This window comes from Curvibacter delicatus NBRC 14919 (assembly GCF_001592265.1).
Taxonomy (GTDB): domain Bacteria; phylum Pseudomonadota; class Gammaproteobacteria; order Burkholderiales; family Burkholderiaceae_C; genus Hylemonella; species Hylemonella delicata.
Map to the genome: position 1 here is coordinate 15,126 of NZ_BCWP01000011.1, position 26,422 is coordinate 41,547.

Consider the following 26,422-nt stretch of genomic DNA (forward strand, 5'->3'; position numbering starts at 1 on the left):
TGGATCGGAAAAAACAGGTCAGGCGGCCACCGCAGGACGCTGCGTGGCCGGGGTCGATGGGGATGTACCGTCCTTCTTGCCGGCGCCGAGGTAGGCCTCGCGGATGACACTGGAGCGCGCCAGCAGCCTGGCCGGCCCGCTGGCCACCAGCACGCCGCGCTCCAGCACATAAGCACGATCGGCCACGGCCAGCGCCTTCTTGACGTTCTGCTCCACCATCAGCACGGTGGTGCCGGCATCGGCAATACGACGGGCAATCGCCAGCAGCTCGTCCACCATCTTCGGTGCCAGGCCGAGCGAGGGCTCGTCGAGCATCAAGAGGCGGGGCGCGCTCATCATGGCGCGCGCCACCGCCACCATCTGCTGCTCGCCGCCACTCATGGTGCCGGCCAGCTGGTGGGCGCGTTCGCGCAGCTTGGGAAAGTCGTTGAAGGCCTGCTCCAGCCGGCGCACGCGCTCGGCCTTCGGGCACAACCAGCCGCCCAGCTCCAGGTTCTCCGTCACCGTCATCTGCGGAAACAGCTGTCGCCCTTCAGCCACCAGCGCCATGCCGCGCTGCACGATTTCGTTGGTCTTGGTCGGCAGCGGCTCGCCGTTGAGCAGCACCTGACCCTGACGCGCGATCAGGCCGGACAGCGCCTTGAGCAGCGTGGTCTTGCCGGCGCCGTTGGGGCCGAGGATGACAGTCAGGCCGGGCTTGATCTCCAGCGTCAGGTCACGCAGCACCAGGAAGGCGCCATAACCGGCGCTCAGGCCCTTGATCTTCAAGTGGGCCTGCGGGCTGCCGCCCAGCACAAAGGGGCTTGGGTCGTACCACATCATGCGGTTTGCTCCATCTCGTCGCCCAGGTAGGCCTCGACCACCTCGGCATTGCGCACCACCTCATCGGGCACACCATCGGCAATCTTGCGGCCCTGGTGCAGCACGATGACACGCTCCACGTACTTCAGCAGCGTGGTCACCGCATGCTCGATCCAGACCACGGTCAGGTCCAGCTCGTCGCGCATGCGCCGGATCAGCTGCGCCATGTTGTCGACCTCGATTTCGGTCAGGCCGGCGGCCACCTCGTCAAGCAGCAACATGCGCGGTCGGGTGGCCAGCGCCATGCCGATCTCCAGCACGCGCTGCTGCGAGGGCGTGATGGCCGCGGCCGGCAGCTCTGCCAGATGGACCAGGCCAATCAGCTCCAGGATGCTGGTGGCGTCACGCAGATGCCAAGAACCTTCACGCTGGCGACCGGCGAACTTCAGGCCGAAGTCGATGTTGGCGGTCACCGTCATGTCGGCAAACACACGCGGTGTCTGGAAGGTGCGCGCCACACCGGCGGCGGCGTAAAAATGCGGTGGCTTGCCGGCCAGGCTGCGGCCGCCGGCGATGAGCTGGCCCGAGGTGGGCGGGATCACGCCGGAGATGGCATTGAAGAACGTGGTCTTGCCGGCGCCGTTGGGGCCGATGATGCCGACCAGTTCGCCGGCGCGGAAGGTGGCGCTCACCGCATCCACCGCCACCAGGCCACCGAAACGCACCGTGATGTCACGGGCTTCGAGAAAAATGTCAGACATGCTTGCGCTCCTTCCCGCCCAGCGCGCGCACCGACTGGCGGCTGTTGCGCCACCAGTCACCGAAGGTGCTCCAGCGCAGCGAAGCCAGGCCGCCCGGCAGGTACAGCACGCACAGGATCAGCAAGATACCCAGCGACATCATGTAGATCTGCGGGAACTGCAGGCGCAGCGTCTCGGCCAGCACGCTGAACACGATGGCGGCAATCAACGGCCCCCACAACGTGGCGGCACCGCCGATCAGGGCGATCAGCACGGTCTGGAAACCGATGAAAGGGTTGAACACCGTGTGCGGGTCGATGTAGGTCCAGCGCACCGCCATGGCAGCGCCCACGGCACCGGCAAAGGCGGCGGTGAGCGCAAAGCCGGCGGTCTTGATCAGCCGCGTGTTGACGCCCAGCGTCTGGGCACGCTGCTCGTCAGCACCGATGCCCAGCAACGCCAGCCCGAAGCGGGTGCGGCGCAGCACGATGGACGCCAGCACCGCCAGCATGGCCAAGGCCAGCACGGTCAGGTAGATCGTGTCGGGCTCCGGGATCACGGTCAGCACACGGCCCACCGTGCCGGAGAAACGCTTCTCGAAGAAAGTCACGGCGTGCATGATCAGCTCGGTCATGCCGAAAGTCAGCACCGCGAAGTAGGTGCCGCGCAAGTGCAGCACCGCCAGGCCCATGACCACTGCCACCCCGGCCGACAGGCCGGCGCCGAGCAGGATGGCCTCGATCCAGGAGAACTGGCCGAGGAAGATGGCACTGGTGTAGGCGCCGATGCCGAAGAAGGCCGAGGTGGCCAGCGACATGTAGCGCGTGCTGCCGCAGAACAGGCCCCAGCTGGACGACAGGGCCACGTACATCAGGCAGGTCAGCGCCATGGACACCACGAACTCGCTGCCGTAGTGCGGCAGTGCGAGCGCCCAGCCGGTGATGGCGAGCAGGACCAGCAGGTCACGGATGAGGATCTGCTTCGAGTTCATGCCTTCCTCCCCTTGCGCGCAAACAGACCTTCGGGCCGCAGCAGCAGCACCGCAATGAACACGCTGTAGGACAGCAGGGCCTTGAGCGAGGGGCTGGTGAAGTGCATGCCCAGCGCCTCGATCACGCCCAGCAGCAGACCGCCGGCCAGCGCGCCGCTCATGCTGCCAAAGCCGCCCAGGGTGATGACGATCAGCGCCGTCACGGTGTAGGGCTCGCCCATCGAGGGCGTGATGGTGTAGGCCATGGACAGCAGGCTGCCGGCAATGCCCGACAGCCCCAGGCCGATGCCGAACATCAGCGGGTGCAGCCGCTGGGTGTCGATGCCGACCAGCTGTGCGCCGATGGGCGACTGCATCAGCGCACGCACGCCCTTGCCGAGCAGGGTCATGCGCATCAGCACGATCAGCGCCGCACTGAAGGCCAGCGCCAGCCCGAACACCAGCAGTTTGTTGCCGGCGAACTGGGCCTCACCGATCTTCACCGAGTCGGTCAGGTAGTCGTAGCCGCGCAGCTCACCGCCCCACATGAAGGAAGCGAAGTTCTGCGCCAGGAACATGAGACCGAAAGCCACCATCAGGCCACGCGCCTCGAAGACGTCGAGGTTGGGCGAGGTCGCCGTCAGGCGGCGGAAGCACAGCCGGTGCAGCACCAGGCCGAGCCCCATGAGAAGCAGAAAGGACACCGGCACCATCAACAGCGGTGACACCCCCAGGGCGTCCTGCGCCATCCAGGTGATGTAGGCACCGATCATCAGGAACTCGCCGTGCGCGATGTTCAGGATGCGCATGAGCCCGTACTGCAGGTTCAGTCCGAGCGCCACCAGCGCGTAGATGCCCCCGGTGATGAGACCGGAGGCGATCAGTTCTAACCAGGCAGTGAATGACATTGGGTATCAGGAAATTGAAGAAAACCCGCAACAACAGCGAGGGCCATCATCGGGGGCCACCGCGGAACCGGCTTCGCCGGGCCGCAGGTGGCGTCCCCCTTGCGGGGGGAAGGCGGCCGTCAGGCCGACTCAGGGGGGATACCGATCACTTCCAGACCGGTTTGCTCGGATTGAGCTTGGCGGTCGCCAGCTTGGCCGGCCACACCACTTCGAACTCGCCGTTCTGCCATTGGCCGACCGTGCCAGGCACCGAGACCTCGCTGCCCTCGAAATGGATGTTGCCGAGGATGGTCTTGAACTCGTTCTTGGCAATGTGGTCGCGCAAGGCCTTGCGGTCCAGGCCGACCTTGGCCACGGATTCGGTCAGGATCTCCAGGCCGGCCCAGCAGTGGCCGCTGGCCCAGCGATCCGGCTCCTTGCCGCCGAACTTCTTGGCATGCGCATCGAAGTAGGCCTTGGCTGCCGCGCTGGTCTTGCCGTTCCACGAACCCATGCCCAGCACGCCTTCGGCGCCGGCCGGTGTCATCACGTTCTTGTAGAGCTGGAAGGCGGTGCCGACCGAGGCGTAGAAGAACTTCGGGTTGAAGCCGATCTCCTTCGCCTGCTTGCTGGCCAGGATGGTGTCCGGCGGGTAGGTGATGCCGATGAAGGCATCGGGGTTGAGGTCCTTGATGCCGCGCAGCACCGGCGACAGGTCCTTCACGCCCAGCGGATAACCCTTGCGCTCCACCACCTGGATGTTGCTGCCCTTCAAGGCGTTGTTGAGCGCGGCGAAATTCTCCAGGCCGAACAGGTCGTCCATGTAGACGATGGCAATGGTCTTCACGCCATTGGCCTTGAGCATGTCCACCAATGCGCCCATCATCTTGTCGGGCTGCTGCAGCAGCGAGAAGAAGTACGGCAGGCGCATGTCGACCAGCTTGCGCGACAAGGCGGTGGGCGCCAGCATCGGGTAGCCGTAGCGGTTGGCCAGCGGGGCAATGGCGAAGTTGGCGTTGGAGCCCCAGGGCGGCAGGATCAGGTCGACCTTGTCGCTGCCCATCAGCTTCTCGTAGGAGCGCACGCAGGTTTCGATGTCGCTGCGGTCATCTGAGCTGACCAGCTCGATCGGGCGGCGCACGCCCTTGACGTCCAGACCACCGGCCGCATTCTGCTGCTCGGCCCACAGCAGGAAGTTCGGTTCCTGGCTGACTTGCGCGCCACCCGCCCACGGGCCGGTACGGGCGATGGCGTAGCCGATGCGCACGGGCTTTTGCTGCGCCAGCAGCTGCGGGGCAAAGGTGGCGGTGCCAACAGCGGCGGCGGCGCCTTTGAGCAGGGTACGTTTTGATTGTTGAACCATGTTGTCTCCAGTGAAAGTGGGCTTTCGGGAATTGGACCGGCCATGTTAGGAAACCGCACCGGAAACGGCTTTGCTGAACGTGCACAAAGTTGTTGACGGTTCACGCAAGCAAGTCAGGGTTAACCCTTGTCCACACACCTCCTCTGAATTTGGTGCAACGCCCATAATCGCGGGACCATGCACCCACACGCCATCCCACGGAGCGCCGTATGACCGCGACCACGTCCGTCACGACGGATGACTTCGCGCCGCGTGAACGCGCGCCGGTATGGCGCGAGTGGATCTGGAAACATTTCGGCGGCCTGGAGTCCGACCTCTACGGCGACACCGACTTCGACGGCCACATGGCCTCGGCGCGCGCCGGCGACATCATCCTCACCAAGCTCGAAGCCAACCGCCACCGCGTGGTCCGCACGCAGGACATGGTGCGCGCCAGCGACGAGGGTTACCTCAAGATCGTGGCGCCGATGAAGGGCCGTGCCGGCGTCGAGCAGATGGGCCGCCAGGCCTGGGTCGCCCCCGGCGCCTGGACCATCTACGACACCACCGGCAGTTATGCCGTGGCCAACCCGGAGCGCGTCGAGCACCTGATCGTCATGCTGCCCAAGGCACAGATGGTGGAACGCGGCCTGCGCCTGGACACCTTGATGGCGCGCCCGGTCGGCGGCGCCAGCGGCATCGCCCGCGTGGCGCTGACCACCATGCGCAGCACCTTCCAGGAACTGCCGCACATGAGCGCCGATGCCGCACGTGGTGCCGGCGAACTGATCGCCCAGCTGGTGCGCCTGTCCCTGATCGAGCTGTCGGGCCAGGAAACCGCGCAGACACAGCGCGAGGTACTGAAAGACCGCATCCGTGGCTACGTCGCGCTGCACCTGCGCGACCCCGAGCTGACGGTGGAGCAGATCGCCCACGCCCTGAACTGCAGCAAGCGCCACCTCTACAACGCCTTTGCCGAAGAAGACCAGACGCTGGCCAGCTACATCCAGCACCTGCGGCTGGACGCCTGCCTGCGCGAACTGCAGCACCCGATGGCGCAGTCGCGCCCGATCACCGAGATCGCGCTGTCCTGGGGCTTCAACAACCCGTCGCATTTCAGCCGCGTGTTCCGCGAACACACCGGCATGAGCCCGAGCGAGTTCCGCCAGCAGGGCCTGACGTCCCAGACGCGACTGCAGCCGCATTGATCTTTGCGTCGCCTTGGTGGACAGTTGCGGATCACAAACACAAGATCCGCTGGAGACCCCACCATGCACATTCCCTCACTCAAAGACGCCGTCAGCGCCGATGAATGGCAGCTGCGCTGCGACCTCGCCGCCGCCTACCGCCTGGTGGCCGCCTACGGCTGGAGCGATCTGGTCTTCACCCACATCAGCGCGCGCATCCCGGGACCGGAGCACCACTTCCTCATCAACCCCTACGGGCTGATGTTCGACGAGATCACGGCCTCCAGCCTAGTCAAGGTCGACCAGCACTGCAACAAGCTGTCCGACTCACCCTTCCCGGTCAACCCGGCCGGCTTTGTCATCCACAGCGCCGTCCACCAGGCACGCGAGGACGCCGGCTGCGTACTGCACACCCACTCGCGCGCCGGCGTGGCGGTGAGCGCGCAGAGATGCGGCGTGCTGCCGATCAGCCAGCAGTCCACCTTCGTGCTCGGCTCACTGGCCTACCACGACTACGAGGGCGTGGCGCTGCGCGACGACGAGAAGCCGCGCCTGCAAGCCGACCTGGGCCGTGCCAACTACCTGATGCTGCGCAACCACGGCCTGCTGACCGTGGGCCGGACGATTGCCGATGCTTTCCTGAACATGTACATCTTCGAAGCCACCTGCCGCATCCAGCTCGATGCCCAGGCCGGTGGTGAACTGGTTCACATCAACCCGCAGATCCTGACGGGTGTGGCGAGCGCCATGAAGACCGTCACCGTCGGCCAGGGCGCCAACCTGGCCTGGCCGGCGCTGCTGCGCAAACTCGACCGCATGGATCCCAGCTACAAGACCTGAGCCCGGGATGTTTTTGAATGCTATTGTTTTAATAGCACTTGGCGCAATGATGGCAAGGCCTACTTGCCGAAAAGCTTCTTGAAACCCTCACTGGCCTTGTCGCCCAGGCTGGCCCCGGTGCCGGTGCCGACACCCGGCATCAGCACCGTGCCGATGGCCGCACCGATCATGGCGCCGCGCGTCAGCGTCACCTGCGGGTCGCTCACCGTGCCGCCCAGCGCCAGCGGCACGCCCACCGCCCCGCCGAGCTCCACGCTGATGCGCCCGCTCAAGGCCTGGCTCGGCGCCACGTTCACCTGCCCGGTGGCGCTGAGCACGCCCGAGCTGGCCACCAGGTTGCTGAGCTCGATCGCCCGGCCCTGGGTGCGCACCTGACCGGCCAGCGTGTCCAGCGGTGTCTCGCCGCCGCGGCTCATGCCCACGGTCTTGACCGCGCGGGCCAGATCGATGCCGTGCACCACCGCGTTGCGCACCGTGAAGGTCGACTGCGTCTGCAGCACCTCCAGCAGCGCCGCGGGCTTGCGGGTGCGGGCATTCAGGCTGGTGTTGGCTTCGAGCTTGCCGCTCAGCGGCTGTGCCGCCTGCGACTTCGGGGTCGGCTCGGGTGTCGTCAGGCGTGACACCTCGACCTCACGCGTCTGCAACTGCGCCTTGACGGCCCATTCAGCCCCCGTCTCCCTGGGCATTTGCAACTCCAGACGGCCCTTGACACTGCCACCGGCCACCTGCAAGACCACACCCCAGGCCAAGGCCTGTGCTTCGCGTTGCAAAACGAGCTTGCTGCCCTGCAGCCGCCCCTGCTCGATCTGCGCATCGAACTGCTGCGGCCAGACATCCGGGCTCAGGCGGACATCGGCCTGCACGGTGATGGCCGCCCCTTTGGCGTCCACCCAGGTCAGGCCATCCAGCACGGTGCGCTGCGGCAGCAGCTGCCACGGCACATCACCCTGCGGCTGATCCTTCGGTTTGGCCTTCTGCATCGCAGCCAGCAAGGCATCGATGCCGGGTTGCGGCAGCACGGCGCGGCGCACGACCAGCGTGGCCGGCGCCACCCGTCCCTGCAGCAGATCGGCCCATGCCGGGCGGACCTCGACGCGCTCCACCGTCAATGCCGGCCTGGTCTGTACCGCAATGCGGTCCACCGCTACAGCGGGCAGCGGCCACAGCGCCACCTCGATGGCGCCCAGCGTCACATCCACGCCGAGCGCCATGCTGGCCTGTTGCGCCACGCGTTGACGGAAATCGTCGGTGCCAATCCAGCGCTGCAAGGCCAGCACACCGGCGGCCAGCAGCAACAACAGCACCAGCAGTGCGATCCCGATCCATTTGACAGCGCGTTTCATGCCGGCATTGTGGCATCGCCCCGCACGGCCCAGGCACTCAAACCGGCTGCGGCAGACTGCGCTGGCGCCAGGCCAGCAGCGCCCCCAGCCACAGGGCCAGCGCCGAGAACACCAGACCACGGCTCAGGCCACCGGGGCCGTCGGCAATCCAGCCCACGATGGTGGGGCCGATGATCTGACCGGCCGCAAAGACGATCGTGAAAGCGCTGATGCCTGCCGCCCACTGCTCGGCCGGCAGGTTGTGCCGCACCAACGCCGTGGTGGACGCCACCACCGACAGGAACACACCGCCGAACAGCAGGCCGGAGACCAGCACCACGGCCCAGGACGAGGTGAGCGCCGGCAGCACCGTGGCCACGCCCAGCAGCGTGTTGAGAATGGCCAGCGCCTGGCCGCCGCGGTAGCGGTCCAGCAGGCCGGCCCACAGCCGGGCCGAGGCCACCACCGCCAAGCCGAGCAGCGCATAAAAGCCCGTGACGGCCCCGGGCGCCACACCCTGCTCGCGCAGCAGCGCAATCACGAAAGTCATGTAGCCGATGTAGCCGACACCGAACAGACCGTAGCCGGCCAGCGCGTAAGCCAGCGGACGCCAATGGAACGGCGTGGCGGCCGGTGCCGACAGACCCGCGACAGGCGCCGGGCTCAACGCGCGCAGCCGCCGCGCGGGCCACCACAACACCGCGGTGGCCAGCCCACAGACAGCCGCCAGCAACCACCAGGCCCAGGTCCAGCCGTGCGGCACGGCACTGGCGGCCGTTAGCACCTGCGGCACGGCCAAGGCCGAGAGCGTGATGCCCCAACCCGTACCGCCGTAATACAGCCCCAGCAGCAGACCACCGCGTTGCGGCTGCAAAGCGCCCATGCGCGCCGCCAGCAAACCGCCGGCGATGAAGATGAAGGCACTCGCCACCCCGGCTAGCAAGCGCTGCAGCAGCAGCGGTGCCGCGCTGGTGAAGAAGCCGCTCAGGCCCATGAACAGGCTGGCCAGCAGGGCGCCACCCAGCAGCAAGGTCACCGCGCCCAGGCGCTGCATCAGCCGCGGTGTGGCCAGGGCCCCCAGCAGGTAACCCAGCGCATTGGCGGTGTTCATGGCGCCGGCCAGGGTGTAGCTCCAGCCCAGGTCGGTGCGCATCACCGGCAGCAACAGTCCATAGGCAAAACGCGTAATGCCCAGCGAGACGGCGGCGGCCAGCGAGAGCGCCAACGCCAGTCCCATGAGCGACAGGGGGGAGACTTGAGAAAGCGGCGAATGGCGCGACATGATGTCCAGCATTCTGCGGGAAAGTCGCGTCCGCCCTCTGCGGTGCCTGTCACAAAGACAGCAGCCTGTCATGGGCAAGGGTTTCGGCGAGCCCGTACGCTACGCCTCGTGTTTCAACCCGATGTGAAAGAAAGCCTCCATGAGCTCCCTGTTTGATCCCGTCCAGGCCGGTGCCCTGTCCCTGTCCAACCGCATCGTCATGGCGCCGCTGACGCGCAACCGCGCCCCGGGTGCCCTGCCCAACGCCTTGATGGCCACCTATTACGCCCAGCGCGCCTCGGCCGGCCTCATCATCACCGAGGCCACCGCCATCAGCCACCAGGGCCAGGGTTATGCCGATGTGCCCGGCATCTGGAGCGACGAGCAGGTCGCCGCCTGGAAGCCCGTCACCGCCGCCGTGCATGCGGCCGGCGGCAAGATCGTGATGCAGCTCTGGCACGTCGGCCGCGTCTCGCACACCGAACTGCAGCCGAACCACCAGGCGCCGGTGGCGCCCTCGGCCCTCACTGCCAAGACCAAGACCGTGCTGATCAAGGACGGTGTACCGACCTTCGTCGAGACCTCGGCCCCGCGTGCGCTCGAACTCGCCGAGCTGCCCGGCATCGTCAACGACTACCGTCGTGCCGCCCGCAACGCCATCGCCGCCGGCTTCGACGGCGTGGAAGTGCACGGTGCCAACGGCTACCTGCTGGATCAGTTCCTGCGCTCGGGCTCCAACCAGCGCAGCGATGCCTACGGCGGCTCGATCGAGAACCGTGCCCGCCTGCTGCTCGAAGTGATGCAGGCCGTCTGCGAGGAGATCGGTGCCCAGCGCACCGGCCTGCGCCTGTCGCCGGTGACGCCGGCCAACGATGCCAGCGACCCGAAGCCGCAACCGCTGTTCGAACATGTGGTGCGCGCGCTGGCCCCGCTGGACCTGGCTTATGTGCACATCATCGAAGGCGCCACCGGGGGCCCGCGCGACCACCAGCAAGGCGACACGCCGTTCGACTACGCCGCCCTGCTGGCAGCCTACCGCGCCGCCGGCGGCAAGGCGGCCTGGATGGTGAACAACGGTTACGACCGCCCGCTGGCGGAACAGTCGCTGTCGCAAGGCGCCGACCTGGTGGCCTATGGCCGGCCCTTCATCGCCAACCCCGACCTGGTGCGTCGCCTGCGCGAAGGCGGCCCGTTCAACGAGGTAGACCGCGCCACGCTGTATGGCGGTGGTGAGAAGGGTTACACCGACTACCCGGCACTGGCCTGATCACCCGCGGCCGAGCGAGACCGGCGGCTCAGTGGCCGCCCTCCTCGGCGGCCCACAGGCGGTGCGCGTCCACCAGCACGCGGGTCACGGCCGCCTGCGCATCCCAGCGCGCAGCATCCGCCGCCAGCGCCGCTTCCAGCGCCGTGCGGCGCGCCTGCAGCGCTTCGGTCAGCGTCACTTCGCCCAGGCTGTAGGCCTTCACGGCCAGCTGGGCCACGCTGGCCATGGCCTGCTGCACGGCCGCCTGCCGCTGCGCCACGGCCACGGCATTCACGGCCTGCAGCACGGTGCGCTGGGCCGTGGCTTCCACCCGTTGCCGCGTCTGGGCCAATCGTTGCTCGGCGGCATCGGCCAGCGCCAGCGTGGCACGCTGTTCGCCCTCGCGGTAGGCCCCGGGCAGCGGAATCGACACATAGACCCCGACGATGTTTTCCTGCCCGCTGCGCTCACGCGCCGCGCGCACCCCCAGCAGCGGGTCGGGACGGGTATCGAGCCGGGCGCGTTCGCTGCGCAGCCGTGCCTGCTTCAGCTCGGCCTCGGCCAGTTCGATCTCGTGGTTGTCGCTCACGATGCGCTGCAGCCAGTCCTGCGCCTGGCCGGGCAAGGCTGGCGCGTCCGTTGTCGCGGCCAGCGGAACACTGTCGACAGCCAGACCGGGAAAACGCTTTTGCAGCTCCTGCCGCTGCATCTGCTCGCGCGCCACGGCCAGTTGCCCGGCCGCCTGCGCCCGATCATGTTCGGCCTGCGCCATCAGCTGGTCCATGCGCGGCGCATCACCGGCCTTGACGCGACGTGTCGCCACCTGCAACTGCTCCTGCGCCAGCGTCGCCTGCTGCGCCAGCACCTCCGCCGTGCTGCGTTCGCGCTGCCAGCCGTACCAAGCCGTGACCAGACCGCGCACCGCCTCATGCCAGACATCGGCATAAGCCGACTGACCGGCTGCGACACCGGCATCACCAAGATCGCGGTCGGTCTGGGCCTTGCCGCCCCAGCGGATGCTGCGCTCCAGTGCCAGATCGCTCTCGGCGTAGTCCGGCCCGACGGTTTCCTTGCGGCGCTGGGCACCCAGCTTGAGGTTCCATTCGTGCACACCGGCGACCAACTGCTGGCTGCGCGCCTGCGCCAGCGCCATGCCGGCACGCGCGGCCTGCACCTGTGGCAAGCTTGAAATCACTTCGCGCGTCGGGTTCACCGGCGGCAGCAACAGCTTGGGCACCAGGGCATCGGCCTCATTGGCCAAAGCGCCCAAGGCCAGGCTGCAGATCAGGGTGCCCAGCGCGAGACGGCTCACATTCAACCGTTTCATGCCAGCCTCCCGAAGGTCTGCAAGGGCACTGCCCAATAAAACACCTGCGGCGATTGCAGCACCTCGCGCAGACGCGCCACCAGTGGCGCCACATCACCACTGCGCATCACCATGTGCACAAAGACCCGGCGCGCACGCCCCTGGACCTGCTCCATGGCCGTGGTTAGTGGCGCATGAATCCCGATGCCATGCCCCTGGATGACGGAAAAACCGGGCACCAGGTCCGCATGCTGGCGCAGCAGGTCGAGCATTTCTTCTTCCAACGCCAGCGGCATGGCCAGCGTCAGCAGGCAATCGATGTCTGCGGCCCAGGGGCCATCGGTGGGAGTGCTTGAATCTTGGTTCATGATTTGACCGCCACGCCAAAGCGGCGGAAAAGAATGGGCAACAGCAGCAGCGTCAGCGCAGTGGCACTGAACAGGCCGCCGATCACCACCACCGCCAGCGGACGCTGGATCTCGGAGCCCGGCCCGGTGGCCAGCAGCAGCGGCACCAGGCCCAGCGCGGTGATGCTGGCCGTCATCAGCACCGGGCGCAGGCGGCGCAGCGCGCCCTGGTGCACCACGTCTTCCAGCGCCATGCCGCGCGCCAGCAACTGGTTGAAGTGCGTCACCAGCACCAGGCCGTTGAGCACCGCAATGCCCATCAGCGCGATGAAACCCACCGAGGCCGGCACCGACAGGTACTCGCCCGAGACTGCCAGCGCCACCACACCGCCCACCAGGGCAAACGGGATGTTGGCAAACACCAGCAGCGCCTGACGCAGCGTGCCCAAGGTGGCAAACAAGAGCAGCACGATCAGGCCCAGCACCACCGGGATCACCAGGGTCAGACGGGCCGCGGCACGCTGCTGGTTCTCGAACTGGCCGCCCCAGGTGACATGCACCCCCGGCGGCAGCGTGATGTTCTTCGCCACCGCCGCCTTGGCCTCGTCGACGAAGCCCACCAGGTCGCGGTCGCGCACATTGGCGCGCACCACCGCCATGCGCGAAGAGTTCTCGCGTTCGATCTTCACCGGGCCGTCGACCACCTCCAGCGTGGCCACATGGCTCAAGGGAATGGCCTGGCCGTCAGCCAGCGGCAGGCGCAACTGCGCAAAGGTGGCGGGCGTCATCTGCGTCGCCGCCGGGCCGCGCAGCAGCAGCGGCACCCGCCGGGCATCGACCAGCACCGTGCCGACCGGCAGGCCTTCCACCAGCGTGCGCAGGTCGTTCTGGATCTGCTCCACCGACAGCCCCAGGCGGCCGGCAGCCACGCGGTCGATGACCACGCGGAAATATTGCACACCCTCGTTCTTCACGGTGATCACGTCTTCGCTGCCGCTGATGCCCGAGAGCAGCTTGACCATCTGCTCGGCCAGCTGGTTCAACACCTGCGGGTCGCTGCCGAAGATCTTGACCGCCACGTCGCCGCGCACGCCGGACAGCATCTCGGCGGTACGCATCTCGATCGGCTGGGTGAAGCTCAGGTTGATACCGGCGAACTCGGCGCCTACCTTGCGTACCTCGTCCAGCACGGCCTCCTTGCTGTCGAAACGCCATTCGGCCTTGGGCTTGAGCACCAGAAAGGTGTCGGTCTCGTTCAGGCCCATCGGGTCCAGCCCCAGCTCGTCGGCACCGACCCGCGCCACGATGCTGCTGACCTCCGGCACCGCCGCCAGCACACGACGCTGCAGCGCCTGGTCCATCGCCACCGAGGTCTCCAGGTTGATGGATGGCAGCTTCTCGACCTGAAGAATGGCGTCGCCCTCGTCCATCGAGGGCATGAAGGACTTGCCCACCAGCGTGTACAGGCCCACCGCCAGCACCAGCAGCGCCACCGAAGCCCCCACCACCGGCCGGCTGTGGCCGAGAGCCCAGTCCAGCATGCGCGAATAATTGCGCTCCAGCCAGAGCACCAGCCGCGGCGTGGCATGGTCCCCGCCCTTCAGGAAGAACGAGGCCAGTACCGGGATGACGGTGAGCGACAGCAACAGCGAGGTCAGCAGCGCAAACACGATGGTGATCGCCACCGGCGCAAACATCTTGCCCTCCAGGCCCTGCAGCGTCAGCAGCGGCACAAACACCATCATGATGATGAACATGCCCGAGGTCACCGGCAGCGCCACCTCCTGCACGGCACGGAACACGTCGTGCAGCTGCAGCTTGCCGGCGGCCGAAGGCCGTGCCTGCAGGTTTTCCACCACCACCACCGCCGCATCGACCAGCATGCCGATGGCAATCGCCAGCCCGCCGAGCGACATCAGGTTGGCCGAGAGGTTGAACTGCTGCATCAGGATGAAGGTGCCCAACGCGGACAGCGGCAGGATCAGCGCCACCACCAGTGCCGCGCGCAGATTGCCCAGGAACAGCAGCAGCAGCACCAGCACCAGCACGATGGCTTCCATCAGCGCCTTGGACACCGTGTTCACCGCGCGCTCCACCAGGTTGCCGCGGTCATAAAAGGGCTTGACCGTGATGCCGGGTGGCAGGGTCTTGCCGATGATCTCCAGCCGGGCCTTGACCTCACGCACCACCTTTTGCGCATTGGCGCCGCGCAGGCCCAGCACCAGGCCTTCGACCGCCTCGCGCTTGCCGTCCTGGCTCACCGCGCCGTAACGCGTCAGGCTGCCCATGCGCACCTCGGCCACATCACCCACCCGCACCGCCTGGCCGTTGCGCTCGAGCACGGCGATGGCGCGCACATCGTCCAGCGTGCGGATGCTGCCGTCGCTGCGCACCAGCAGCGACTCCTCACCGCTGGCCAGCCGGCCGGCGCCGTCATTGCGGTTGTTGGCCGCCAGTGCAGCCTGCAACTGCGCCAACGAGACGCGCCGCGCCGCCAGCGCCGCCACATCCGGCACCACCTCGAAGGCGCGCGCATGGCCGCCCAGCGAGTTGATGTCCGCCACGCCGGGAATGCCACGCAGCTGCGGCCGGATCACGGTGTCGAGCAGGGTGCGCTTTTCGGTCAGCGTGGCCTCGCCCTCGATGGTGAACATGAACATCTCGCCCAGCGGCGTGGTGATCGGCGCCAACCCGCCGGACAGGCCGGCCGGCAACTGGTCCATCACGCCGTTCAGGCGCTCGCTCACCTGCTGGCGTGCCCAGTAGATGTCGGTGCCGTCGGCAAAGTCCAGCGTGATGTCGGCAATCGCGTATTTGCTCCGCGAACGCAGCATGGTCTGGTGCGGCAGGCCCAGCAGTTCCTGCTCGATCGGGATCACCACACGCGACTCGACCTCGGCCGGTGTCATGCCCGGCGCTTTCAGGATGATCTTGACCTGGGTCGACGAGACGTCCGGGAAGGCGTCGATCGGCAGGTCGCGAAACGCCAGGGTGCCGGCGCCCACCAGGCCCAGTGTCAGCACCAGGACCAGCAGCCGCTGCGACAGCGCAAAAGCAATCAGACGTGCCAGCATCACTGCCCCGCGCCAGCGTCAGCGCCCAGACCGAGCCAAGCGCCCTTGATGGCCGCCACGCCCTTGACCGCCACCTCGTCCCCGGCCTTGAGTCCGGAGGTGATGAGCACCTCGCTGCCGCCCCCGGGGCCCATGGTCACGACCACGGCGCGAAAACCCTGCGGCTGGCGCACGAACACGTAATGACGGCCACCCTGCTGCACCACGGCCGCCGTCGGCACGCTGAAGACACCTGCCGCAGAGACTGCCGTCCCCTGCCAGCGCAGGTGCACAAACTGGTTGATGCGCAGGCAGTCCTCGCGCCCCGTCAGTTCAGCACGCAACTGCACACCCTGTGTCGTGCTGCTCAATTGCGGCGAGAGCGCGGTGATGTGCGCCGGCGTCTTGCAGCCGTCCACCTGCAGGGCATCCCCCACACGCAGCGCCTGTGCCTGCTCGCGCGAGGCCTGCAATTCGATCGCCAGCTGGCCGGCGCGCGCAATGTGCGCCACCAGGCTGCCGGCTTCCAGCCGCTGGCCCGGGGTGGCCATCTGTTCCAGCACCGTGCCAGCCACCGGCGCCACCAGCGTCAGCTGCGGCGACAGACCGGCGTTTTTGGACGCCTGCGCCAATGCGGCCTCGCCCACACCCGCCAGGCGCAGCGCCTGGCGGCGCTCGCGTGCGGCCAGTGTTGCCATCTCGGCCTGGGCGCGCGACTCATTGCGGCGGTGCTCGGACACGATGCCGTCCGCAAACATCTGTTCGTCACGCTGCGCCTTGCCCTGCGCCAGCCGGGCCTGCGTATCGGCCATGAGCCACTCGCGTTGCCACTGCGCCAGTTCCGGACTCATGATGCGCGCCACCGGCTGGCCGGCGCGCACGGTCTGCATCGGTGCCACCAGCACGCTTTGCACCACGCCGGCCACCGGCATGCTGACCACATCGCTTTGCTGCGCCGGCAGCACCACCGTGCCTTGCAGCAGCACGGCACCGCCCCCGCCGGTTTGCGCCTGCACTTGCACCGTGCTCACGCCGGCACCGGCTTCCAGCTTCTTGTTCCAGGGAATGGGTTTGGTGGCATCCTGCGCCACCACGGGGCCAGCAAGGACCACGAGGAGGCTGGCAACACCCAGGGTGGTACGGGAAAGTCGGGGGGGAAAAAGCATGGCTGATTTAAAATGGCCCGGTTCGAAGGATAACCGTCTTTCAACTCTAATCCATTCCGATTAAGGCCTGCTTAAGCATTGGCGGTATGACGCGGCTCTGTCATACCCCCATGGTAGGCTCAAGTTTCCCATGTTTAACGTCCGCCTCCGCCGCTTCCTGCCGGCCTCGTCCCTTGCTGTTGCCTTCGCAACGGCCAGCACCGCTTTGCAGGCACAGACGCCGGACGAGGCGCCCCGGTGGTCGTTTCACGGCCAAACCACTTTCGTCTGGCAGGCCAAACCGGCTTTTCATGCGGCCTACAACGGGCCCAACAGCATGAGCCCGCTGGAGGAGCGCTCCTATTCGCTCACCGCCACGGCCGACATCGGCCTGCGCCTGTGGCAAGGCGCCCAGCTGCACCTGAATCCGGAGTCCACCAAAGGTGAGCCGCTGTCGCGCCTGACCGGCGCCGGCGGCCTGTCCAACGGCGAGCTGGCACGCACCTCCGGGGCGGAAATCAATACCTACCGGGCCCGCCTGTTCCTGCTGCAGCGCTGGAATGCCGGCGGCGAGGATGAGACCATCGAAGCCGGTTTCAACGAGATCGGCGGCCGCGCCAGCGCGCGACGCTGGACGCTGGTGGTGGGCAACTATTCGCTGCTCGACTACTTTGACACCAACCCCTACGCCAAGGACCCGCGCAGCCAGTTCCACAACTGGGCTTTCATGACACACGGCGCCTGGGACTACGCTGCCGACTCGCGCGGCTACAGCAACGCCATCCTGCTCGAATACAGCACGCCGACCTGGGCTGTGCGCGCCGCACGCGCGGCCGTACCGGTCGAATCCAATGGCCTGGCGCTGGACAGCGACCTGAGCCGCCGTTATGGCGACCAGCTGGAAATCGAATCCGACCTGCCGCTGCAGCTGCCCGCCGGGCCGTTGCGCGCCAGTGCGCTGTGGTTCCGCAACCAGGCCGTGATGGGCAGCTACGCCGAGGCGCTGGCCCTGGGTGGAACACCCGACGTGGGCAAGGTGCGGCGCGAACAGAGCAAGACCGGCTGGGGTTTCACCCTGCTGGCACCGCTGGCCGAGGATGCCGGCCTGTTCCTGCGCCTTAACGCCAACGACGGCGGCACGGAAACCTACGCTTTCACCGAGATTGACCGGCAGACCGCCATCGGCGGGCAGTTCACCGGCGCCGCCTGGGGCCGCCGTGCCGACCGCTGGGGTGTGGCCCTGGCCATCAACGACATTTCCGACCCGCACCGCGATTACCTGAAGGCCGGGGGCAGGGCTTTTTCCTGGGTGACGGCCGGCTCAACTACGCGCCGGAACGCGTGCAGGAAGCCTGGTACCGCTGGGCCTTGCCCGAGTGGGGCACGCGGGTGGGCAAGGTGCAATCGGCGGTGTCACTCGGCTGGCAACACATCAGCAACCCGGGTTACAACCAGGACCGGGGCCCGGTACAGGTCTACTCGCTGCGCTGGCACAGCGAGTTCTAGGTTGCGCTGGCGACGGGAAAACTCACCGTCGCCCTCAGGCCCTGCCCGCTGGGCGCGTCGCCGAGTTCGAACCCGGCATGCATCACAGCTGCGAATTTGGCGACGATGGCCAGGCCCAGGCCCGCCCCCTGCCCCAGCCGATCCGCCTGCACCCCGCGCACGCCGCGCTGCATCAGGTGACGGCGCTCCTCGGGTGACAGGCCCGGACCATTGTCGATCACCGACAGCGTGACCACACCCTCCTGCTTCGCCAGCACCACCGTCACCGAACTGTCCTGGCCCTGCGGCGCACGACCGTAGCGCAGGGCGTTGTCGATCAGGTTGCCCAGCACCCCTTCAATCAGTGCCACATTGCCGGCCACCCACAAGCGCTGCTCCAGCCCTTGCACCCCCAGGTCCACCCCGGCGGCATCGGCTCGCGGGATGTAGCGCAACACTGTTTCATGCACCACCTCGTCCAGCGCCACGGGCGCGTTCTGCACCCCTGCATCAGCCTCCTCGGCCAATGCCAGCGCCAGCAACTGCTCGACCAGACGGCTGGCGCGCGCCTCACTGGCGCCGATGCGCTGCAACTGCTCACGCCACAGCGCCGGGTCCTGCTGTGCCAAGCCGTATTCGGCCAGCGCGCGAATGCCGGCCAGCGGGGTGCGCAGTTCATGCGCCACATTGCCGGAAAACTCGCGCTGCGCCTGCATGCTGTGGCTGACGCGGGCCAGCAAGGCATTGATGGCTGTGCCCAGGTGCTCGATGTCACTGGAGCTGGCCGACACCGGCACCGGCGTCAGGTCCAGCGCGTCGCGCTGCTCGACCGAGCGCTGCAACTCGGCCAGCGGCCGCAACTCCTGCCCGATGATGAGGCGCAACCAACCCGCCAACACCAGCAACAGCAGCACCTGCGGTGCCACGGAATACAAGAGCACGTTGTGCAGCAAGGCATCGCGGCTGCCCATGGTCTGCGCCACCACCACCACAAAAGGACCCGGTTCGCTGCGCAGCAGCACCACGCTGCGCAAGTTCTTGCCCTGGTAGCTGATCTCGGAAAAGCGGGTACGGGCCGGCGCTTCGGGCCGGGGCGCATGCAGGCCGGGGTGGCCGGCCATCACCGAACCATCCGGCCGCTGCACGGCAAAAAACACGTTTTCGCTCTGGTCAAACAGCACCGCGCTCATCTCGCGGGTCGAGAGCTCCAGCGCCAGATCATCCGCATGGAGCTTGACGCGCGAGGCCAGGGCATAGGCATCATCAAGCAGGGCGCGGTCAAACGCCTTCTGCGCAAAATAGTAGGCCACGCCCACGGTGAGTGCCGTGCCCAGCAGCCAGGTCAGGGCCAGTGGCCACAGCACATGGCGCACCACCCGCGCCCGCAGCGAGGACTTGCGCGACAAGGCCTCAGCCGCGGCCGGCACGGCGTTCAAACCGGCTCTCCCGACACTGGCTCCAGCACATACCCCAGGCCACGCAAGGTACGGATACCGGCCCCGCTGCCTGCCAGCTTCTTGCGCAGGCGTGAAATGAAGGCCTCCAGCGCGTTGTCTGCCAGGGCCTCGTCAAAGTCGGAGAGCTTGTCCGACAGCACCCGCTTGCTGACCACCCGGCCCGGCGGGGTCATCAGCTCCCACAGCACCTCGAACTCGCGTGCCGGCAACTCAAGCAAAGACGCATCGATTGAAAAGCGGCGCGCCTTGCGGTCCAGGGCCAGACGGCCGACCTCGAAGCGGTCTTCCGTGCCCTGGGTGCGGCGCACCAGGGCCCGCAGGCGCGCTTCGACCTCGGCCAACTCAAACGGTTTGCCGAGGTAATCGTCCGCACCGGCATCGAGTCCAGCAATGCGTTCCTCGGTCCGATTTCTTGCCGTCAGCACCAGCACCGGCGTGCGGTCGCCGCGGGCGCGCGCTTCGCGCAGCACGGTCAGGCCGCTTCCATGCTCGCTGTGGGGGCTGCCGGTCACGGGCAGGTTCAGGTCCAGCAGCACGGCATCAAAGGGCTGGACCTGCCAGAAATGGCGGGCCTGTTCCAGGGTTTCGGCCACATCCACCCGGTGCCCGGCATCGCGCAGGCTGTGCAGCATGACATCGCGCAGGATGGCATCGTCTTCGACCAGCAGGATTCTCATGGAGGCAGCACCAGCAACGGGGGCTCTACGCGTTTTCACCAAGCGGGAAGTCAGCCCGTGGTCAGTCGGCACTTTCGACAATCAGTCCATGAGCATACGACAGTTCTTTCTGCTTTCAAGCCTGCTGCTGGCGCTGCCCGCGCTGGCTCAGGCCCCCGCCAGCGCAACGGTCTCGCTGGAACAGGCCCTGCAGGCCGCCCGCAACAACCTGGACGTCGCCCTGGCGCGCAATGCCCTGGCCGCCGCCCGTGCCGACATCGTGAGCGCCAACCGCGCACCGCTGCCCGTCCTGACGACCAAACTGAGCCAGATGGACCTGCAGAACGGCATCGGTGAAGGCAACTTCATGACCGAGAAGCGGGTCGACAAGTCGATCGGCCTGGACTGGACCTGGGAACGCGGCAACAAGCGCGAACTGCGCACCTTGACCGCCGAGCGCGCCGCCACGGCCGCCCAGGCCGACCTGGACGAGATCCGCACCCAGCAGCTGCTGGGCGTGCAGGCGGGGTTCTACAACCTGCTGGCCGCGCAGGAACGCCTGACCCAGGTGACGCAAATCGAGCGCAGCGCCGCCCAGCTCGCCATCACCGCCCAGAAACGTGTGCAAGCCGGCGATCTGGCAGCGCAGGATGCCGCCCGCACCGAGATCGAGGCCCAGCGCGCGCGCTCCGACGTCCAGCTGGCCGAGCTGGATCGCCAGCGCGCCGCCCTCATGCTGTGGCAATTCACCGGCCTGCCGACCCCGCCCGAGCAGTTGCAGGCGCAGACCGGCTGGCCCGCCCTGACGGGCGACATGCCCATGACAAACAGCCTGGACACCCTGGTGGACGCGCGCCCCGACGTGCGCGCCGCACAGGCCCGGGTACAGGCCGCACAAGCCGCGCTCGATGGCAGCACGGCGCTGCGCCGCTCCGACATCACCTGGGGTGCCTCCTACGACCATTACCCCGGCACCTCCACCGCACTGATCGAACTGCGCATGCAGATGCCCCTGCAATGGGGTTACAGCTATCAGGGCGAGATCGCACGCGCCAACGCCCAGTTGGCCCAGGCCCAGGACGGGCTGGAAAGAACCCGCCGCCAGGCCCGTGCCGAACTGCAGCGCCTGCAACAGGAAGCGCTCAACACGGCCCAACGCGCCCGGGCCTACGAAGTCGACATCCTGCCGCGCGCGCGCAAGGTGGCGGAGGGTGCCGAGCTGGCCTACAGCAAAGGTGCCATGTCGCTGACCGACCTGCTCGACGCGCGGCGCACCCTGCGTGCCACGCTGCTGGATGCTCTGACGGCCCGCGCCGACTATGCCAAGGCCGCCGGCGCCTGGCAGCTGCGCACCCAGGCCGAAGCCACGGCCGCGGCCCCCACCCCTTCCAACTGAATACCGTCCCCTTCCAGACGTTGTTGAACCATGCTGAACCGTTTTCTTCCCGTCCTCCTCCTCTCTGCCCTGGGACTGAGCGCCTGCACCGAGGCCCCCGCCCCTAAGGTGGAGGCGCCGGCACCGATCGTGCAGAACAACCAGCTGCGCTTTGCCGCCGGTCACCCGCAACTCAACCTGCTGCACGTCGCTGCCGCCGCACCCGCCAAGGCCATGACAGTCGAGTTGCCCGCCAAGCTGGTATGGAACGAAGAGCGCACACAGCGCATCTACCCGGCCTTTGCAGGCCGCGTCATGGGCATCAAGGCCGACGTCGGCCAGAAGGTCCTGCCAGGCACGCCGCTGGCCCTGCTGGCCTCGCCCGATTTCGGCCAGGCCCAAAGCGAAACCGCCAAGGCCGAGGCCGATGCCCGCCTGACACACAAGGCCCTGCAACGCCAGCGCGAACTGTTCGAAGCCGGCATCGTCGCGCGCAAGGAACTGGAACAGGCCGAAACCGATGCTGACCGCGCGCAGGCCGAAGTCGCGCGCGCCCAGGCCCGTACCCGCCTGTACGGCAGCGGCAGTGGCGTCAACCAGCAACTGGCCCTGAGCGCCAGCATCAGCGGCGTGGTGGTGGAGCGCAACCTCAACCCCGGCCAGGAGGTGCGTCCCGATCTGGCCGGCCCAGGCGTGCCGGCGCTGTTTGTCGTCACCGATCCCTCTTCGCTCTGGATCCAGATCGATGCGCGTGAATCGGAGGTTGGCATCGTGCACCCCGGCACGGCCTTCGAGCTCTCGATTCCGTCCCTGCCCGGGCAGACATTCCAAGGCAAGGTCATCGCCACGTCCGACTTCATCGACCCCCTGACCCGCACCATCAAGATCCGCGGCGTGGTGGCCAATGCCGACCGCCGCCTCAAGGCCGAAATGCTGGCCACCGCCAAATTCGAGCGGACCTTCGAATCCGGCGTGGTGGTGCCTGCCGTCGCTGTGCTGCTGCGCGGCACCCGCCATTCCGTGTTCGTGCAAACCCGCCCCGGCGAATTCGAACGCCGCGCCGTGGAACTCGACTACGAAGGCCCGCGCGAGGTCGTGATTGCCAAAGGCCTGCAAGCCGGCGAGCAGGTCGTGGTTGAAAACGCCCTGCTGCTGGCACGTCTTCTGCGCCTTGCGGAAGAAGAGGCCAGAGCCCCCGACAATGCTGCCGCAGCAGCTACTAAATCTGTAGCGCCCGGCGCTGCCGCCGACACCGGAGCGGCGCAGAAATGAAACGCCTGATCCAATACGCGCTGCACCAGCCGCTGTTCATCATCCTGGGCACGCTGCTGTTCGTGATGGCGGGCGTGATCGCCTTCAAGAACCTGTCGGTCGAAGCCTTTCCCGACGTCACCGACACCCAAGTCACCGTCATTGCGCTGTTCCCGGGACGCGCCGCCGAGGAGGTGGAAAAGCAGGTCACGCTGCCGATCGAGACCGCGCTGGCCGGGCTGCCCAACTCGATCCGCGTCTTCTCGCACACCCAGTTCGGCCTGTCGTACACCGTGGTCACCTATGACGACAGCGCCAACGTCAACATTGCGCGCCAGCAGGTGATGGAGCGCCTGAACTCGGTCGATCTGCCGCCCGGGGCCCAGGCCAACATTGCGCCCAACGCTACCCCGGTGGGCGAAATCATGCGCTACCGCCTGCGCGGCGACGGCCAATCCACCACCGACCTGCGCACCCAGCAGGACTGGGTGGTCGAGCGCGCGCTGCGCCAGGTCCCGGGCGTGGCCGACGTGGTCGCCATGGGCGGCTTCATCAAGCAGTATGAAGTGCAGCCGGACCTGGACAAGCTGCGCGCCTACAAGCTGACCTTCCAGAACCTGCTCGATGCGCTCGGGCGCGGCAATTCCAACGCCGGCGGCAGCTACGTGGCCCAGGGCTCGCAGCAGTTCGCCATCCGGGGTATCGGCCTGCTGCGTTCGGCCGACGACATCGGCCGCATCGTGCTCGATTCGCGCAACGGCACCCCGGTGCTGATCCGTGACGTCGCCCAGATCAAGCTCGGCTCGGTACCGCGCCTGGGCATCACCGGCCAGGACGACGACGACGACGCGGTGATCGGCATCGTCATCATGCGCAAGGGCGAGAACGCCAGCGTCGTGCTCAAGGGCGTGAAGGACAAGATCGCCCAGCTCAACGAGCGCGGCCTGCCGCCCGGCGTGCAGATCGTGCCCTTCTACGACCGCACCTGGCTGATGGGCAAGACCATGACCACCGTGTTCCACAACCTGGTGGAAGGCGCGCTGCTGGTCTCGCTGGTGCTCTACCTGTTCCTCTCCAACCTGCGCGCCAGCCTGGCGGTGGTGGTGGTGATCCCGCTGGCCTTGCTGGCCACCTTCCTCGGCCTGAAAGTCATGGGGGTGCCAGCCAACCTGCTGTCGCTCGGCGCCATGGACTTCGGCATCATCGTCGACGGGGCGGTGATCGTGATCGAGAACATCATGCACCGGTTGGAAAAAGAGGGCGAAAACATGCCCGAGAGCGAACGGCGCCAGGCCATCATCGACGCGGCCAATGAGGTCGGCCGGCCCACGCTGTTCTCCATGCTCATCATCATCGCGGCGCACATCCCGATCTTTGCCCTGCAACGCCATGAGGGCCGCATCTTCCAGCCCATGGCCTTGTCGGTCACCACGGCGCTGATCGGTTCGCTGATCTTCTCGCTCACCCTGGTGCCGCTGCTGGCCTACTGGATGCTGCGCAAGAAGTTGCCGCACGGCGACAACCGCGTCGTCGCCACCGCCAAACGCTTTTACGAGCCGGTGTTGCTGTGGGCGCTGGAGCACCGGCGCAAGGTGGTGGCCATTGCGCTGGGCGGCTTCGTGCTGTCCATCGTCGCGGCCGCGCGCCTCGGCTCCGAATTCCTGCCCGAGCTGAACGAAGGCACCTTCTGGGTCAACTGGGACATGCCGGCCAGCCTGTCGCAGGAAGAAGCCGCACGTGTGCTGCGCAAGGCGCGCCAGCAGCTGCTGACCCTGCCGGAAGTGCGCACCGTGGTTTCCAAGGCCGGCCAGCCGGAAGACGGCACCGACCCCAAGACGCTGAGCATGGCGGAAGTCTTTGTTGACGTGAAGCCGATGGAGGAGTGGCGCAAAGGCATGACACGCGAGGCCCTGATCGAGGAGATGGACCGCAAGCTCTCGGTCATCCCGGGCGTGGACCCCGCCTTCTCGCAACCGATCCGCGACAACGTGCTCGAATCGATTTCACAGATCAAGGGCCAGATCGTGGTCAAGGTCGCAGGCGACGACCTGGCTGAGCTGCAACGCACGGTCGAGGGCATGCGGCGCGAGTTCCGCCAGGTGCAGGGCGTGCAGCGCGCCGAGGTCGACCGCCTGGGCGACCTGCCGCAGCTGGTGATCGACATCGACCGCGAACGCGCCTCGCGCTACGGCCTGAACGTGAGCGACGTGCAGGACGTGATCGAATCGGCATTGGCCGGCCGCGCCGCCACCCAGCTCTGGGAGGGCGAGCGCAAGTTTGCCGTGACCGTGCGCCTGCCGGCCGATGAACGCGTCATCGCCAGCCTGCCGAGCACGCCGCTGCCCATTCCCGCGGGCGGCTACACCACCCTGGGCTCGGTCACCAACATCCGCCAGACCACCGGCGCCATGAACATTGCCCGCGAAGCCGGCCGGCGCACCATGGCCATCGGCGTGTTCATCAAGGGCCGCGACATGGGTTCGGTGGTCAAGGACATGAAGGCGCGCGTGGCGAAAAACGTGACGGTGCCCGAGAACTACACGGTCAACTGGTCGGGCGAGTTCGAAAACCAGGAGCGTGCCATGCAGCGGCTGTCGGTGGTGGTGCCGATCTCGCTGCTGCTGATCTTCGTGCTGCTGTTCGACGCCTTCGGCTCGTTCAAGAAGGCGGCACTGATCCTGATCAACGTGCCGCTGGCACTGATCGGCGGCTTTATTGCGTTGTGGGTGTTTTCGATTCCGCTGTCGGTATCGGCGGCCATCGGCTTCATCGCACTGTCAGGCCAGGCCGTGCTCAACGGCGTGGTCATGCTCTCGGTGTTCCAGCAGCTGCGCAATGCCGGCCATACCGTGCTGGAAGCGGCACGCCTGGGCTCCATGCAGCGCCTGCGCACCGTGCTCATGACGGCCATGCTGGCCGCCCTGGGCCTGCTGCCGATGGCGCTGTCGCATGACATCGGCTCGGAAACCCAGCGCCCATTGGCCATCGTGGTGATTGGCGGCCTGGTCACGGCCACCCTGCTCACGCTGGTGGTGCTGCCGGTGCTTTATGTCGCCTGGTTCTCCAAGCTCAAGGTCGACGAACAACTGGCAAAACCAGCCACCCGGCCCTGACCCGGAACCGGCTCAACCCTCGCCGAGACCGATCGGCGAGGGCGCCCGCATCACGATGCGGGTGAACAGGCGGTCATAAACCGGGTCGCGCGGGTACTTGCCGGTCAGCGGGTCGCAGTTGGTGGCAAAGGCGGCATCCAGCGCCTTCCAGTCCTCCGCCGTCAGCACCTTCTCGGCCTCGGGCATGATCACCGTCTCCTCCAGCCGCATGTGCTCGAGGTAGAACTCCAGGTAACGCTTGGCTGCCGCGTCGAAGGCCGCGCGACGCGACTCGCCCAGCAACTCCCAGGCCAGCAGCAGGTGCTGCAGCTCACGCACCGCCTCTTCGCCGCGGGCGTGGTCCTTGTCGAGTTTGTCCAGGGTGTCCTTCAGGTGCGGCGCCCGTGCCCGCACCGGCGGAAACAGCAGTTCGGTTTCCTTGGTGTGGTGCAACCGCTCGGGGAATTCGTCGATGTAGAACAGCATGGCGCGCAACACATCGAAGAAGTTCTCCGGTTCGCTCGCAGGTCCGCGCTGGACCATCATGCGCAGGGACTGCAACATGGCCGCCAAGGCGGCATGTTCGTCATGGATGATGCGGATACTTTCGTGACTCATGATGGCACTCCTCAGGTCAATGCAACTGTTTGACCCTAGCT

The 26,422-nt window shown here is 67.1% G+C and carries 20 protein-coding genes and 1 pseudogene; 7 read left to right on the top strand and 14 right to left on the bottom strand.

Annotated elements, in window-relative coordinates:
• Positions 1-18: 18 nt before the first annotated feature.
• The 5 genes from CDE01S_RS07065 to CDE01S_RS07085 all read right to left on the bottom strand — a co-directional run bounded on the left by CDE01S_RS07065 (position 19) and on the right by CDE01S_RS07085 (position 4,761).
• Positions 19-822: an ABC transporter ATP-binding protein gene (locus tag CDE01S_RS07065; protein WP_066705365.1), complete on the bottom strand. Its 804-nt coding sequence runs from the start codon at positions 820-822 to the stop codon at positions 19-21.
• Entirely contained in the window at positions 819-1,562 is a 744-nt protein-coding gene (locus CDE01S_RS07070) for an ABC transporter ATP-binding protein (RefSeq protein ID WP_066705367.1), read from the bottom strand. Before CDE01S_RS07070 ends, CDE01S_RS07065 begins: the two co-directional genes overlap by 4 nt.
• Complete coding sequence (locus CDE01S_RS07075) at positions 1,555-2,532, bottom strand: branched-chain amino acid ABC transporter permease (RefSeq protein WP_066705368.1); 978 nt, start codon at positions 2,530-2,532, stop codon at positions 1,555-1,557. The genes CDE01S_RS07070 and CDE01S_RS07075 overlap by 8 nt, the downstream gene beginning before the upstream one ends.
• The gene (locus CDE01S_RS07080; RefSeq protein WP_066705373.1) at positions 2,529-3,419 is read right to left on the bottom strand and encodes a branched-chain amino acid ABC transporter permease; all 891 of its coding nucleotides are present in this window, start codon (positions 3,417-3,419) and stop codon (positions 2,529-2,531) included. Before CDE01S_RS07080 ends, CDE01S_RS07075 begins: the two co-directional genes overlap by 4 nt.
• Before the next feature lie 145 nt (positions 3,420-3,564).
• The gene (locus tag CDE01S_RS07085; protein WP_066705375.1) at positions 3,565-4,761 is read right to left on the bottom strand and encodes an amino acid ABC transporter substrate-binding protein; all 1,197 of its coding nucleotides are present in this window, start codon (positions 4,759-4,761) and stop codon (positions 3,565-3,567) included.
• 209 nt (positions 4,762-4,970) lie between these two features.
• Between CDE01S_RS07085 and CDE01S_RS07090 the strand changes: the two genes are divergently transcribed.
• A complete protein-coding gene (locus CDE01S_RS07090) occupies positions 4,971-5,948 on the top strand; it encodes an AraC-like ligand-binding domain-containing protein (RefSeq protein ID WP_066705377.1) in 978 nt (325 codons plus the stop codon).
• A 63-nt stretch (positions 5,949-6,011) separates the two neighbouring features.
• Entirely contained in the window at positions 6,012-6,767 is a 756-nt protein-coding gene (locus CDE01S_RS07095) for a class II aldolase/adducin family protein (RefSeq protein WP_066705379.1), read from the top strand.
• Positions 6,768-6,826: 59 nt separating this feature from the next.
• On the opposite strand, the gene CDE01S_RS07100 is transcribed toward CDE01S_RS07095, so the two are convergent.
• On the bottom strand, positions 6,827-8,110 hold the full coding sequence (locus CDE01S_RS07100; protein ID WP_066705381.1) for a hypothetical protein: 1,284 nt from the start codon (positions 8,108-8,110) through the stop codon (positions 6,827-6,829).
• Positions 8,111-8,147: 37 nt separating this feature from the next.
• Positions 8,148-9,371 carry a YbfB/YjiJ family MFS transporter gene (locus tag CDE01S_RS07105; RefSeq protein ID WP_066705473.1) on the bottom strand — a complete coding sequence of 408 codons (1,224 nt, stop codon included), beginning with the start codon at positions 9,369-9,371 and terminating at the stop codon, positions 8,148-8,150.
• Positions 9,372-9,510: 139 nt separating this feature from the next.
• Between CDE01S_RS07105 and CDE01S_RS07110 the strand changes: the two genes are divergently transcribed.
• The gene (locus CDE01S_RS07110; protein WP_066705383.1) at positions 9,511-10,617 is read left to right on the top strand and encodes an alkene reductase; all 1,107 of its coding nucleotides are present in this window, start codon (positions 9,511-9,513) and stop codon (positions 10,615-10,617) included.
• Between the two features lie 28 nt (positions 10,618-10,645).
• Here CDE01S_RS07110 and CDE01S_RS07115 read toward each other — a convergent pair whose 3' ends face one another.
• Genes CDE01S_RS07115 through CDE01S_RS07130 form a run of 4 tightly spaced genes read right to left on the bottom strand, consistent with a single transcriptional unit; the run spans position 10,646 to position 16,468 of the window.
• Positions 10,646-11,923, bottom strand: a complete 1,278-nt coding sequence (locus CDE01S_RS07115) for a TolC family protein (protein WP_084382789.1) — start codon at positions 11,921-11,923, stop codon at positions 10,646-10,648.
• Complete coding sequence (locus CDE01S_RS07120; protein WP_066705386.1) at positions 11,920-12,270, bottom strand: DUF3240 family protein; 351 nt, start codon at positions 12,268-12,270, stop codon at positions 11,920-11,922. Before CDE01S_RS07120 ends, CDE01S_RS07115 begins: the two co-directional genes overlap by 4 nt.
• Positions 12,267-15,323 (bottom strand): efflux RND transporter permease subunit, encoded by a 3,057-nt coding sequence (locus CDE01S_RS07125; protein ID WP_066705388.1) that lies wholly within the window; start codon positions 15,321-15,323, stop codon positions 12,267-12,269. Before CDE01S_RS07125 ends, CDE01S_RS07120 begins: the two co-directional genes overlap by 4 nt.
• Positions 15,323-16,468, bottom strand: a complete 1,146-nt coding sequence (locus CDE01S_RS07130) for an efflux RND transporter periplasmic adaptor subunit (protein ID WP_084382790.1) — start codon at positions 16,466-16,468, stop codon at positions 15,323-15,325. The genes CDE01S_RS07125 and CDE01S_RS07130 overlap by 1 nt, the downstream gene beginning before the upstream one ends.
• A 316-nt stretch (positions 16,469-16,784) precedes the next feature.
• Between CDE01S_RS07130 and CDE01S_RS18135 the strand changes: the two are divergent.
• Positions 16,785-17,681 (top strand): annotated as a pseudogene (locus CDE01S_RS18135) (carbohydrate porin); the annotation flags it as partial.
• A 268-nt stretch (positions 17,682-17,949) separates the two neighbouring features.
• On the opposite strand, the gene CDE01S_RS07135 reads toward CDE01S_RS18135, so the two are convergent.
• The gene (locus CDE01S_RS07135) at positions 17,950-19,359 is read right to left on the bottom strand and encodes a sensor histidine kinase (protein ID WP_066705476.1); all 1,410 of its coding nucleotides are present in this window, start codon (positions 19,357-19,359) and stop codon (positions 17,950-17,952) included.
• 5 nt (positions 19,360-19,364) lie between these two features.
• Positions 19,365-20,066, bottom strand: coding sequence for a response regulator transcription factor (locus tag CDE01S_RS07140; RefSeq protein ID WP_066705389.1), 702 nt, complete (start codon positions 20,064-20,066; stop codon positions 19,365-19,367).
• An 88-nt stretch (positions 20,067-20,154) separates the two neighbouring features.
• Between CDE01S_RS07140 and CDE01S_RS07145 the strand changes: the two genes are divergently transcribed.
• The 3 genes from CDE01S_RS07145 to CDE01S_RS07155 are packed head-to-tail and all read left to right on the top strand — an operon-like array spanning position 20,155 to position 25,784.
• Entirely contained in the window at positions 20,155-21,441 is a 1,287-nt protein-coding gene (locus CDE01S_RS07145; protein WP_084382791.1) for a TolC family protein, read from the top strand.
• Positions 21,442-21,471: 30 nt separating this feature from the next.
• Entirely contained in the window at positions 21,472-22,692 is a 1,221-nt protein-coding gene (locus tag CDE01S_RS07150) for an efflux RND transporter periplasmic adaptor subunit (RefSeq protein ID WP_066705391.1), read from the top strand.
• Positions 22,689-25,784, top strand: coding sequence for an efflux RND transporter permease subunit (locus CDE01S_RS07155; RefSeq protein WP_066705393.1), 3,096 nt, complete (start codon positions 22,689-22,691; stop codon positions 25,782-25,784). Before CDE01S_RS07150 ends, CDE01S_RS07155 begins: the two co-directional genes overlap by 4 nt.
• A 12-nt stretch (positions 25,785-25,796) precedes the next feature.
• On the opposite strand, the gene CDE01S_RS07160 is transcribed toward CDE01S_RS07155, so the two are convergent.
• Entirely contained in the window at positions 25,797-26,381 is a 585-nt protein-coding gene (locus CDE01S_RS07160) for a hemerythrin domain-containing protein (protein ID WP_066705395.1), read from the bottom strand.
• Between the last annotated feature and the right edge of the window lie 41 nt (positions 26,382-26,422).

Coding starts and splice junctions, on each gene's coding strand:
- CDE01S_RS07065 (WP_066705365.1), bottom strand. CDS start 822: ATGATGTGGTACGACCCAAGCCCCTTTGTGCTGGGCGGCAGCCCGCAG.
- CDE01S_RS07070 (WP_066705367.1), bottom strand. CDS start 1,562: ATGTCTGACATTTTTCTCGAAGCCCGTGACATCACGGTGCGTTTCGGT.
- CDE01S_RS07075 (WP_066705368.1), bottom strand. CDS start 2,532: ATGAACTCGAAGCAGATCCTCATCCGTGACCTGCTGGTCCTGCTCGCC.
- CDE01S_RS07080 (WP_066705373.1), bottom strand. CDS start 3,419: ATGTCATTCACTGCCTGGTTAGAACTGATCGCCTCCGGTCTCATCACC.
- CDE01S_RS07085 (WP_066705375.1), bottom strand. CDS start 4,761: ATGGTTCAACAATCAAAACGTACCCTGCTCAAAGGCGCCGCCGCCGCT.
- CDE01S_RS07090 (WP_066705377.1), top strand. CDS start 4,971: ATGACCGCGACCACGTCCGTCACGACGGATGACTTCGCGCCGCGTGAA.
- CDE01S_RS07095 (WP_066705379.1), top strand. CDS start 6,012: ATGCACATTCCCTCACTCAAAGACGCCGTCAGCGCCGATGAATGGCAG.
- CDE01S_RS07100 (WP_066705381.1), bottom strand. CDS start 8,110: ATGAAACGCGCTGTCAAATGGATCGGGATCGCACTGCTGGTGCTGTTG.
- CDE01S_RS07105 (WP_066705473.1), bottom strand. CDS start 9,371: ATGTCGCGCCATTCGCCGCTTTCTCAAGTCTCCCCCCTGTCGCTCATG.
- CDE01S_RS07110 (WP_066705383.1), top strand. CDS start 9,511: ATGAGCTCCCTGTTTGATCCCGTCCAGGCCGGTGCCCTGTCCCTGTCC.
- CDE01S_RS07115 (WP_084382789.1), bottom strand. CDS start 11,923: ATGAAACGGTTGAATGTGAGCCGTCTCGCGCTGGGCACCCTGATCTGC.
- CDE01S_RS07120 (WP_066705386.1), bottom strand. CDS start 12,270: ATGAACCAAGATTCAAGCACTCCCACCGATGGCCCCTGGGCCGCAGAC.
- CDE01S_RS07125 (WP_066705388.1), bottom strand. CDS start 15,323: ATGCTGGCACGTCTGATTGCTTTTGCGCTGTCGCAGCGGCTGCTGGTC.
- CDE01S_RS07130 (WP_084382790.1), bottom strand. CDS start 16,468: ATGCTTTTTCCCCCCCGACTTTCCCGTACCACCCTGGGTGTTGCCAGC.
- CDE01S_RS07140 (WP_066705389.1), bottom strand. CDS start 20,066: ATGAGAATCCTGCTGGTCGAAGACGATGCCATCCTGCGCGATGTCATG.
- CDE01S_RS07145 (WP_084382791.1), top strand. CDS start 20,155: ATGAGCATACGACAGTTCTTTCTGCTTTCAAGCCTGCTGCTGGCGCTG.
- CDE01S_RS07150 (WP_066705391.1), top strand. CDS start 21,472: ATGCTGAACCGTTTTCTTCCCGTCCTCCTCCTCTCTGCCCTGGGACTG.
- CDE01S_RS07155 (WP_066705393.1), top strand. CDS start 22,689: ATGAAACGCCTGATCCAATACGCGCTGCACCAGCCGCTGTTCATCATC.
- CDE01S_RS07160 (WP_066705395.1), bottom strand. CDS start 26,381: ATGAGTCACGAAAGTATCCGCATCATCCATGACGAACATGCCGCCTTG.